Origin of the sequence: Alkalinema pantanalense CENA528, from assembly GCF_050753345.1 — a bacterium.
In the GTDB taxonomy this organism is placed as follows: Bacteria; Cyanobacteriota; Cyanobacteriia; order Leptolyngbyales; family Leptolyngbyaceae; genus Alkalinema; species Alkalinema pantanalense.
In genome coordinates this window covers 24,627-36,115 of sequence record NZ_JBLZFX010000058.1, presented here as the reverse complement: position 1 = coordinate 36,115, position 11,489 = coordinate 24,627, and the positions used below count along the sequence as shown (strand labels likewise).

The window sequence follows — 11,489 nt, the reverse complement described above, 5'->3', positions numbered from 1 at the left end:
GATTCTCAATGCCATGGTCAAGCAGGGAACCTTCTGGAACCCTGCGGCCATAGCTAATCCAGGGCAAGTTCTGCCCCAACCTACTTGACTTTCAAGATAATCGCTAGCCCCCCTACCCTGCGGGAAGCAGAGCTACAAAAGGGGGGAATTCAGTCAAATTCTTTCAAAGTCCCCCTTTTTAAGGGGGATTTAGGGGGATCGTTATGTGTTGCAATCACCAGTTGATTTGGTATTAAAACTCAGAGTTGAGGCCAATGCGAATTGTGGTACCGGGTTGATAGAGGCGATTGACCTTTTCGTAGGTGCGACCGCCTAGATTTTCTAAATAAACCAGTAGGCCCAGCCGACGGGTCAGGGGAATGCGAGCGCTGAAATCGACATTGAGCCAGGAAGGGGAAAAGTCCTGTGGACTCTCACCAGGATTCACAAAAATAGCTCGCCGCGCCCCACTGAAGTAGTTGGCATATAAATTCACCTGCCAGCCCTGATGCTCATAACCAATGCCCAATTGCCCGACGGAAAACGGCACCTGGGCCAATTGCAAGCCTTTTTCCACCCCGGAACCAATGCGGGCATCGGTATAGGTGTAATTCAGAAACGTTTTCCATTGGGGCGATAGCTGATATTGCAACGCGAGTTCCAATCCGTGGGTATTCACTTTGCCGATATTTTGCCATTGGGAAATGGTGCGACCATTGCGCGGCGTGGCTTGGATGGCAATCCGATCGCTCAAAGCGCTACCGAAATACGTCACCTGTCCAGACCATTGGGGACTGGGTTTAAAATCAATCCCCGCCGTCCAGGACGAGCCCGACTCCGGTTGCAAATTTTCATTTGGGAACCAGTTGTGCACCGTATCGTAGGCAAATTGCTGATCTAAGCCCGGTAAACGCCGCACCGAGACCCAACTCCCCCGCAGCCCGATCGTGGCGTTAGGCGACCAATTTAAGCCCACACTGGGATTGAGAGAACTACCAAAATCTCCACTAAAGTTTTGGCGCAGACCTAGTTCCGTGCGCAGAGTCGGCGTCAGTTGCAACGTTCCCAGGGCAAACAGGGCTGGCGTAAAGCGCGAGGTTTCGACAATTTCATTAAACTGACTCACCGTCGGGTTGTTGCTCGTCGTTTCTGAGGTCAGGTAAGCGGTTTTCGCATCCAAGCCCCAACGCAGTTTCGCCGATCGGGTGAATTGCCAATCGTGATCAAGCCGAAAATTTAAACTACTGGAACTCAAACGACCTTGGCGGAAAAACACATTGGCCGTTGGCCCGTAGGTGTGGAAGTAGTCTTTATTGAACCCCACCGTCGCATTCAGCACCGATCCCGTTGCTAATTCCGATCGCCAGTTTAGACCCGTATTAAAGGCATCGTGGTTGAGGCGATCGCGTTGGAGGGGAAACCCAAAGTACAGCAATCCTTTGCGACTGGTAATTTTGGTACCGTCTAAGGTGAGTGTATTGCGGGGATCGATCGTCCAGGCAAAGCGACCGTAGTAGCTACTGGTGGCACTATCGCCGTTGAATAAATTACCATCGGGGCCTCGGTTGGCTGCGCCTCGGGGCACAGGATAGTCGCTGGCGGATTGGAACTGCTCATAGCCCAGGGCATAGTCCACATCGCCAAAGGAGCCGGTGTAACTGCCGCGATAATTTTCCTGACCGTAGGCTCCGAACTGCACAAGACCGTTGAATTTGGGTGTTTGGCTACCGGGCTTGGTGAAAATATTAACCACACCACCAAAGGCTTCTGAACCATAGAGCGTGGCGCTACTACCGCTGGACACTTCAATTCGATCGATCGACTCCACAGGCAAGCTATTCAAGTCGATATTGCCGTGGTAGGTGTTCACGTTAGTCGTGATCGATCGACCATTGAGCAGAAACACAGATTGGTTAATTGAAGCGCCTCGGTAATAGGTTCCGGTGTGAATGTCCGCCCCAAATCCCACATCATTAATGGCAAATCCCGGCAGACCTCGCAGGCTTTCCGCAACGCTATTGGCCCCTTGCTTGTTGATTTCAGTTTGATCAACCCGATAGATAGGAGTGGCTTGGGGCGATTCTTCTTTCACCCCAGTAATGGTAATTTCTTCTCCGTCCGTTGACGATGGGTCTAAATCCTTCGCTTGGGCAATTCCTTGGCGAATTTGCTGGCCCCTTGGATTGGCCAGCAAGTCGTTCGCTTGGGTCTTAGGCAGCACCACTTGACGCAATGGACGCGGTCGATGCACAGGTTGCGCGATCGTCGAATGCCCTTGCGAATTTGCTGAAATAACTTCTGTGGCAAATTCTGTGGCAAATTCTGTAGCAAATTCTGCGACAAATTCTGTAGCAAGAACATTCTGAGCCAGCCCCACCCCAGGCACAATTGCGCAGGTGCTGATCGCCCAAGAACCGATCGCCCAAGAACCGATCGAGGCTGCATTCAGCAATATCTGACGCCCATAGGCTACATTTAGCCCATTTCCGCCCCACAGGTTCCCACACCCTAACCCCAGCTTTCTCACCATAAAATCCCATCAATTCCAACAACAGGCAAAATCTGATTTATTTCAACCTGTTGTAAAAAAATTAATTTGTCAAAAGACAGCCCGTCGTTTTTGCAAAATTTTTAGAGGCGTTGGTAGAAAGCAGGGATGAACAGCATTTGCAGAAAATCTTTATAGGAAATCAGTTTCAACCTCATCGTAAAATGACCTCTAAAAAGAGGATTCTACAAATTTTTATTGAAATACGTTTGCATTAGTAGATCATGGTATATTGATCTGGATCTTAGGTAAAATAAGCCTTTTGGCAGGAAAAACAGGCCATTGAATCCGGGGATCGCTGAATAGTATTACCGATTAGTATCGATAACTATTATCGATAGATCATCGAATCCCTCAATATAAATAAATCCCGCAATCGGGTGTCAATGGGGGTATCAGTTGTGATGTATGGAAATGAGGTGAGCTTGTGTCGTTGAAGGATTTATTTTTGGCAGGGGGGCCTGTCATGTGGCCACTGTTGTTTTTTTCCATTGCATCCGTTGCCATGGTAGTCGAGCGATCGCTCTTTTGGTCACGGCTGCTCAAAACCCAACATACCATTGTGCGCCAAGTCATTAGTTTGTATCGCAGTGACCCCAGTTTAGCGATCGAAAAACTCAGTCGGCACTTAAATTTACCCATCCCCCGCATTTTCCATGAGGCGCTGTCCTTGGAGGATGCTGACTCCGATGAATTTGCCCTCGCGATCGATGGAGCCATTCAGGCAGAAATTCCCATCCTCAAACGATTTAATGATTTCTTTGATCTAATTGTGGGGTTGTCACCTTTGTTAGGCTTGCTGGGCACGGTGACCGGATTAATGCAGTCGTTTTCTAACTTGACCCTGGGGGGCGTAGACGGCAGCAAAACCGTGGGTGTAACGTCTGGGATCAGTGTGGCGTTGATTACCACGGCGTTTGGGTTAATTGTGGCGATTTTTGCCTTTGCAGTGGCCAGCATTTTCCGCAGTTTTTACACTCGACAATTGGCACTGATTCAAGAAAACGTAGCCGAAATCGAATTGCTGTATCGCCGCCGCCATAAAACATTTACGTTGAATCGGACTGAATCTCGCTCTTAACTGAATCATTGTCAGGGAATCATTGCCAGGGAATCATTGCTAGGAGAGTTGCCATGCCCCGTCGCCGCGCGATCGCAGAACCGGAACAACCGACCCAAATTAATATTGTGCCGATGATTGATGTTACGTTTTCAATCTTGGCGTTTTTCATTATGTCTACGCTATTTCTAACTCGGTTGGAAACGCTATCCGTCAATCTGCCCAAAGCAAAAAATTCCCAAACCCAGTTCAATAATAATCGGGTCACCCTGACGATTAATGAACAGGGAAATTTGTTTCTCAATCGACAACCGATTCAAGCGGATCAAGTGGTTGATTCCATCCAAAAGCTACAACGATCGGATCAACCCCTGGTTGTCATTTTGAATGCCGATCGGGCAATTAACTACGGAGATGCGGTGGAAGTGTTGGATAAAGTGCGTCAGGTTCCCGGCGTGAAAGTCGCGCTGTCCACCAAGAAAGATGCGGCTCCTGTGGAATCTGAAACACCCTAAAACCAAGCTTCTAATCGATTTCTAATCGATACAATAAGGGTCAAACGCTAAAGTGATATACATTTGATACCTCGATCGTGAATTTCTGGAATTTCAACCTGTAGTAAAAGCCTCGTAATGCTGAAAAAAGACATTGCGAGGCTTAATGATTTACTTAATGATTTGAGCGTTTGTCCCAGATAAAACTAGATCGAGACAGGCGGAAACTCATCATCGTGATTATGATCATGATCGGGCAGTAAATCTTCTCCATTGCGAATGCTAGGAAAACAATATCCAGCAATTCCCAAGGCAACCATGCCGATCGCAGTTATCAGAAATAAAGCCGCCATTCCCGATCCCAGGCCACTGCCTACTAAAGGCGTGAAAATTTGGGCAAACCCATTCCCTGAAGTCATAAGCGGTTCAAACACCTGATCGGCCAAAGGCCCAGCCATCAAAGTCGCGATCGCGCCAACAATTAGCCCCAACATATGCGCGGAAGCTAGCACCCGTCCCTGCACCTCCGGTTCCACCTTGGCATACCAAATGGCATAACTGGAACCAAAGGCCCCAGGAAGATTAAAGGCTGAGAAAAATTGTGCTCCTAACCAAACGGGATACAGTTGCCCCACCCCCAGGCAAATTCGGCCTAATCCTGCACCAATAAATCCGATGAGAACCCCATGAATCCTGCGCTGAAATCCACCCCACAGGCTGAGGACGATCGACCCAACCACGCCCCCCAGGCCCGCAGCCGTCACCACCATGCCCAGGATTTGGGTATTCCCCTGCGTCCGGGCTAGAATCATGGGCTGGTAGAGGGTTTCGCCCATATGATAGGTCAGGAGGAACGCACAGAACAATATCGTCAGCGCCCATAAACTCGGACGTGCCCGAATGTACTTCAACCCAAAGAAAAGTTCCTGCCCGAGGCTGGCTCGATCGATCGATCCCTCCGTTTTCGGCGGTTGGGGAATGGGAATGATCCAAACAGAGCCAATCCCGATCGCAAAGGTAAACACATCAATCGCCATAATGCCCAGAACCCCGATCGTGGGATAGAGCAAACCGACCAAAGCAGGGGCTAGAATCGCCGATCCATAGGTCACCAGGGAACTGATGCTACTGGCGCGGGCATAATGCTGCTTCGGTACCATGAGCGAAATAGAAGCAGAATAGGCTAACGTTTGTAATTGCTCAAAGCAACCATAGGCAACCGCAAGGGCATAGAGATGCCAAACTTGTAGAGTATGGGTTGCATACAGTAACCCAATCAGCAGCGTACACAAGGCAACGATCGCATCGCTCACAATCATTAATCGCTTACGATTGACACGATCGATAATTACCCCAGCCAATAACGTAATCAGAATTTGTGGAACTTGAAAGAGAAAACTCAACAGCGCGATCGCAGTGCTTTCTTGCGTAATTTGCCAAATCCAAATAGTTAGGGCAAATTGAGTCATAGCGGTACCAATGGCAGAAGCCATCTGTCCGCTCCAAAAAATAGTGAAGTTACGCACGATCTGGCCTTACAGAAAAGTCTGGTAGAAACGTCTAATAAAAAAGTCTGCGATTAGGGAATAGCGTACAAATACAATCTCACGGGGAATGGTTGGGGTAGGTGGGTAGGTGGGTAGATGGGTAGTTATTGAAATAATTTACCATTATAGTGAACCCAATATTTGCCCATTATTTACCATCATTCGCCTATTATTCCAAAGAATTTGCCAAGAAATAATAGCCCCTAATTCATCCCCTACCCTTTTACTCTTCTACCCTCCCACGCCCAGAACTTTATTGATACGCTGCTCCCTAAGCATCCAACCAGTCCCCTAACCCGAACAGTCAGAAATTTTATAGACATCGCTTGTTAATAGAAAAAAAACCATGGTACTGTTAGAAGGTCTTCTTTTTGAGAATCTTATTCAAGAAGAGTGTAATTATTGAGATTCCTGTTATGCCTATGCCGTCAGTCGGGATTCGATCGCTGGCCGTCAGCTTTCCCCCAACAGTACGCACCAATCAATATTGGCTCGACCAATTTCCGGGTCTTGTTTCGCCCATTCAACGGTCTGCAAGGCTACCCCAGCCCTTGGAATTGCCGGACAATCCCAGTGGGTTGGAAATGTGGTTACAGGCGGTCACCCCCTATTTAGCTGATCCCTTTCGAGGCAGTGTAGAACGGCGGGTGTTGGCAGAGCAGGAAACCTCCCAAGCGCTGGAATTCCAAGCGGCTCAGGCGGCATTACAGGCAGCGGATTTGCCCTCTGAACAGATTGATCTCGCGATCGTGGCCTCTCTGTTTCCCGATGCAGTCGGCCCTGGGGGAGCGGCAGATCTCGCGCAATCTTTGGGGCTGGGCTGTCCCGCTTGGAATCTAGAATCCACTTGTGCGAGTGCATTGGTTGCATTGCAAACTGCACAATCCCTGATACAAACGGGCGTTTACCAGAACATTCTCATTATCGTTTCTCATATTGGATCTCGATCGGTCAACGAACAAGACACACTGGCTTGGGCCATGGGAGATGGGGCCGGGGCGTTGGTGGTGGGCCCAGTGGCCGCATCCCAGGGTATTCTGGGGACGCAGGTGCTCTCAACGGCGACCACGGTGGGAGCCTATGTCCATGAATGGGGAATGGATGCCCAAGGTCAGCCCCGCATTCAAACCCGCACCGGGGAAAATGTCAGTCGTCTAGCGGAAACCGCAGCGGATACCCTACACCAGTGCTGTCATGCGGCAGTTGCGGCATCAGGAGTGCAGCTTGAGGATATTCGGCTATTTGCCATCAATACCCCCACGGCTTGGTATGCCCAAGTGTTTGCCCAGGCTTTGGGGGTTGAGATCGATCGCATTACGAATTTATATCCCCACTATGCCAATATTGGGCCCGTCTTTCCGATCGCTAATTTGGATCATGCAGCTAGGACTGGCAAAATTCAGGAAAATGATTTGGTCTTGATCTATGCCAATGGGGCCGGAGCGACCGCTGCTGCGACAGTGATGCGATGGAGCAAAGTGGCTTTGGGAGCCGGATCGGGACAAGGGATTTCCCAGGAATATCCAGCAATTCCTAGTTCCTCGACTGCATCTGCGTCTCTTGCATCTGCGTCTCTTGCATCTGCGCCTACTGCATCTGCGCCTACTGTATCTACATCTATTGCATCAACCGATCGCGCCGATCGTGTAGCAGCCATTCTGTCATTGTCACCCGCCGATCTCACCTCCGCTATAGTGACATATTTAATTGAATGGCTGGCCCAATCCCGACAATTAGCTCCAGACCAGCTTAATGGAACAATCCTGTTATCCACATTGCTAGATTCTTTGATGGCGATCGTGCTACGCAGCCAACTGGAGACAGACTTTCAGGTTCGGGTGCCGATGGAGAAATTCTTTGGTGAACAGACAATCGGGCATTTAAGCCAATACCTCACTGATCAACTTGCAATCATGGAATTAATCAGCGATTCAGCCATTCAGCCTGAACTCAGTCAATCCAACGATCGAGAAGTCATGATTCTATAAGAGTCCTATAGAAGTAATTTATAGACTAATTCATAAAACTAATTTATTAATTAAATTTTTATTCTTGAAAGACTATTTAGATCACTACTTCGATCACAGTCTAAAACTGCAATTTAAGCGATTCAAGTAAGAGATTCAACAACATTATGCAAGACACTCGTCTCAATACACTTTTGCACCAACTTGCCCATCAGGGAATCAAGCTTTCAGTGGTGGGAGAATTGCTGCAAGTCGATGCTCCGAAAGGGGCTTTGACGGAAGAACTACGGCGATCGCTAATCCAGTCTAAGGCTGAACTTCTCGCCCTCCTGCAACAGCACCAAGCTAACCAACTAGAGACAGATCTTCCCGCGATCATTCCAGATCCCGCATCGCGCTATGAACCATTTCCGCTCACGGACATGCAGCACGCCTTTTGGATCGGGCGCAGTGGAATTTTGGAACTAGGGGATGTGTCTAACCACGGCTATTACGAAATTGAAGGGGTGGGATTGGATGTTCAGCGGCTGAATTGCACCCTCCAACAACTGACTCAACGCCATGACATGTTGCGGGCGATCGTGCTGCCCAATGGCCAACAGCGCATTCTACGCGAGGTGCCTGAATACACCTTACAAGTCACCGATCTCCGCCAACAGGAACCCGCTACGATCGCCACCCATTTGGAGCAAATTCGGCAGGAAATGTCCCACCAAGTGCTACCCGCCGATCAATGGCCGTTATTTGATTTTCGGGCCACTTGTTTAGCGGGCGATCGGGTGCGGCTGCACATTAGTTATGACTTACTCGTGTTTGACGCTTGGAGCCTCTTTCGTCTGTTCGAAGAATGGTTTCAACTGTACCAAAATCCAGTGGCACAGTTAACGCCCCTAGACCTATCTTTTCGGGATTATGTTTTAGCAGAGCAGGCCCTGCCCCAGACACAACTCTATCAGCGATCGCAGGACTATTGGCTCAAGCGGTTGGATACTTTACCTCCCGCTCCCAATTTACCCCTAGCCAAGCATCCAAAAGAACTGAAAACCCACCATTGCCAACGTCACCATGGCTGCATGGAGCGAGAGGATTGGCAACGGCTAAAGCAAAAGGCTACCCAAGCGGGTTTAACACCTTCGGGATTATTGTTGGCAGCGTTTGCAGAAGTGATTGCCCTCTGGAGTCACAACCCACAATTCACGCTGAATTTAGCGTTGTTTAATCGTCTACCCATGCATTCTCAAGTGAATCATCTCTTAGGTGATTTTACCTCTGTCACACTGTTAGCGATCGATCAGTCCCAGGCGATGTCATTCCGCGATCGAGCGATCCGAATTCAGCAACAGCTTTGGCAGGACTTGGAACACCGCTACTTTAGTGGGGTGCGCGTGACCCGTGAACTGACCCGGCGACGGGGTGCAGCCCCCAATGCCATGCCCGTCATTTTTACCAGTACGCTGGGGTTTGCGGGACTGGGGCAGGAAACCCTGACCTTCAGCCACTTTGGAGAATTGGTCTATGGTATTAGCCAAGCGTCTCAGGCTTGGATGGATGTTCAAGTTTGGGAAGAACAGGACACCCTAACCTTTAACTGGGATGTGGTAGAGGGGCTATTTCCGGAAGGCATGATTGCAGATATGTTCGCCGCCTACTGTCAATTTCTCAACCAATTAGCGAACATAGAGGCACTGTGGATTAATCCCCAACGCCAACTCTTGCCAACAAACCAGTTAGCGCAACGAGCCGCCATCAATGCCACGGAAGCACCTTTATTTAACGGATTGCTACACGATTGGTTTATTCAACAGGCTTGCCAACAGCCAGATCGATCCGCAGTCATCACTCCACAGAAAACACTGACCTATGGCGAAGTATACCGTCGATCGCGGCAACTGGGACAACACCTACGCAAACAGGGACTACAGCCTAATCAATTGGTTGGGATTGTGATGGAGAAAGGCTGGGAGCAAATCGTAGCCGTTTTAGGAACGTTGATCTCCGGGGCGGCCTATGTCCCGATCTCGCCTGACTTGCCCACTGAGCGATTGCATTATCTCCTGCAACACAGTGAAGTCAGAATTGTCTTAACCCAATCTTGGATTGATTCTCGCATTGCTTGGCCCGTGGATATTCAGCGGATTCGTTTAGATACAGAACAGGGATGGAGCCAGGATGAGATCGACAGTGAGGCTCCAGTGCTTGAAAGTGTACAACGTCCCGATGACTTAGCCTATGTCATTTATACTTCCGGCTCTACAGGTTTACCGAAAGGGGTGATGATTACCCATCGCAATGTCACTAATGTAGTAGTGCATACCAATCAGCGATTCCAAGTGAGTCATCACGATCGCATCCTAGCATTAACCGCTTTGAATCATGACCTGTCAGTCTACGACATCTTTGGTTTACTCAGTGCGGGGGGCGCGATCGTCATGCCAGAGGCCGATCGGGTCAAAGATCCCCAGCACTGGGCAGAATTGCTTCATCGGGAACAGGTGACGCTCTGGAATTCTGTGCCGCCAATGATGGAAATGTTGTTGAATACCCTGGACAATCAGCCCCCTCAGACAGTCTCCCAGTTACCCTCCAGTTTACGGTTGGCGATTTTAGGCGGAGATTGGTGGCCTGTATCCTTACCCAGTCGGCTGCGATCGCAGGTGCCCGCGATCCAATTACTCAGCATTGGTGGCCCCACCGAAACCACCATTTGGAACATTGGCTATGAAATTCAGGACATCGATCCGCAGTGGAAAAGTATTCCCTACGGGAAACCCATGGCCAACGCAAAATACTACATTTTGAATGAGGCTTTGGAGGATTGTCCCACCTGGGTTGCAGGGCAAATGTATTGTGCGGGGATCCAGTTGGCGAAGGGGTATTGGCGTGATGCAGACAAAACGCAGGCGCACTTTATCACCCATCCCCGCACGGGAGAACGACTCTATCGAACAGGCGATCGAGGACGCTATTTACCCGATGGCACGATCGAATTTTTAGGTCGAGTGGATTTCCAAATTAAGCTGCGGGGACATCGCATTGAAGCTGGAGAAATTGAAGCAGCATTAATGCAGCATCCCAAAGTTAAAGCCGCGATCGTGAAAGCTATATCGTCTGCTAAAAACCAGTCTGAAACAACGGAACTTTCCGCAGCAAGCCATTCAGTAAATTATTCAGAAATCCAATTAGCAGCCTATATAGTTCCAGTCACCAACTCCATTGCCTCACCGATTACTACACCGATTATTAATGAATCTATTGAAGTAGCTAAACTGGAAACATCGACCCCGGAAGTACCTACAGTAGATGAATTAAGTCAATGGCTGAAACAAAAGCTGCCCGATTACATGGTGCCATCGGTCTTTATGTTTTTGGATGCGCTGCCCCTTTCAGCCAATGGCAAGGTCGATCGCCAAGCATTACCCACCCAAGAGACCCTATTCCACAAGAGAGAAGCCATTTATACCCCGCCACAAAACGAGATTGAACAGGTAATCGCACAGGTATTTCAAACGGTTCTGGGCTGCGATCGGGTCGGGGTCAATGACAATTTTTTTGACATCGGCGTCAATTCCCTACTACTCACCACAATCTACAGCCAGTTAGGATCAGCCATTCCAGATGTAATGCAAACTCTATCCCTCGTGGATTTATTTAGCTATCCCACGGTGAAAGTCCTATCCCAACGCATTTTACAGGCGCAATCTCAGCAGAATTTACACCAACAGGTAAAACAGTTCACAGATCAGCCCATAGAACAAGTACAGAACGGATCTGTACAGAAACTCACACAAGGTAAAAATCGACTGAAGCAACGGTTTGAAAAATCTAAGCTGATGCAAAAGTAAGTTTTAAGCTTTCTCGATCGATTGCCTAGTTCGTTAATTTCAGTAGCTTGCA

At 49.0% G+C, this 11,489-nt stretch carries 6 protein-coding genes; 4 read left to right on the top strand and 2 right to left on the bottom strand.

Annotation, left to right across the window (positions count from 1 at the left end):
- Nucleotides 1-232 precede the first annotated feature (232 nt).
- Complete coding sequence (locus ACN4EG_RS17755; RefSeq protein ID WP_431631426.1) at nucleotides 233-2,509, bottom strand: TonB-dependent receptor plug domain-containing protein; 2,277 nt, start codon at nucleotides 2,507-2,509, stop codon at nucleotides 233-235.
- A 484-nt stretch (nucleotides 2,510-2,993) separates the two neighbouring features.
- Between ACN4EG_RS17755 and ACN4EG_RS17750 the strand changes: the two genes are divergently transcribed.
- Together ACN4EG_RS17750 and ACN4EG_RS17745 are read left to right on the top strand one after the other, a co-directional pair.
- Nucleotides 2,994-3,608: a MotA/TolQ/ExbB proton channel family protein gene (locus ACN4EG_RS17750; RefSeq protein ID WP_431631425.1), complete on the top strand. Its 615-nt coding sequence runs from the start codon at nucleotides 2,994-2,996 to the stop codon at nucleotides 3,606-3,608.
- A 53-nt stretch (nucleotides 3,609-3,661) separates the two neighbouring features.
- A complete protein-coding gene (locus ACN4EG_RS17745) occupies nucleotides 3,662-4,102 on the top strand; it encodes an ExbD/TolR family protein (protein ID WP_431631423.1) in 441 nt (146 codons plus the stop codon).
- 185 nt (nucleotides 4,103-4,287) lie between these two features.
- Here ACN4EG_RS17745 and ACN4EG_RS17740 read toward each other — a convergent pair whose 3' ends face one another.
- Nucleotides 4,288-5,607: an MFS transporter gene (locus tag ACN4EG_RS17740; protein WP_431631422.1), complete on the bottom strand. Its 1,320-nt coding sequence runs from the start codon at nucleotides 5,605-5,607 to the stop codon at nucleotides 4,288-4,290.
- A gap of 437 nt (nucleotides 5,608-6,044) precedes the next feature.
- Between ACN4EG_RS17740 and ACN4EG_RS17735 the strand changes: the two genes are divergently transcribed.
- Together ACN4EG_RS17735 and ACN4EG_RS17730 are read left to right on the top strand one after the other, a co-directional pair.
- Complete coding sequence (locus tag ACN4EG_RS17735) at nucleotides 6,045-7,616, top strand: 3-oxoacyl-[acyl-carrier-protein] synthase III C-terminal domain-containing protein (RefSeq protein WP_431631420.1); 1,572 nt, start codon at nucleotides 6,045-6,047, stop codon at nucleotides 7,614-7,616.
- A 146-nt stretch (nucleotides 7,617-7,762) separates the two neighbouring features.
- Nucleotides 7,763-11,437 (top strand): non-ribosomal peptide synthetase, encoded by a 3,675-nt coding sequence (locus tag ACN4EG_RS17730; RefSeq protein ID WP_431631418.1) that lies wholly within the window; start codon nucleotides 7,763-7,765, stop codon nucleotides 11,435-11,437.
- The last annotated feature ends 52 nt before the right edge of the window (nucleotides 11,438-11,489 follow it).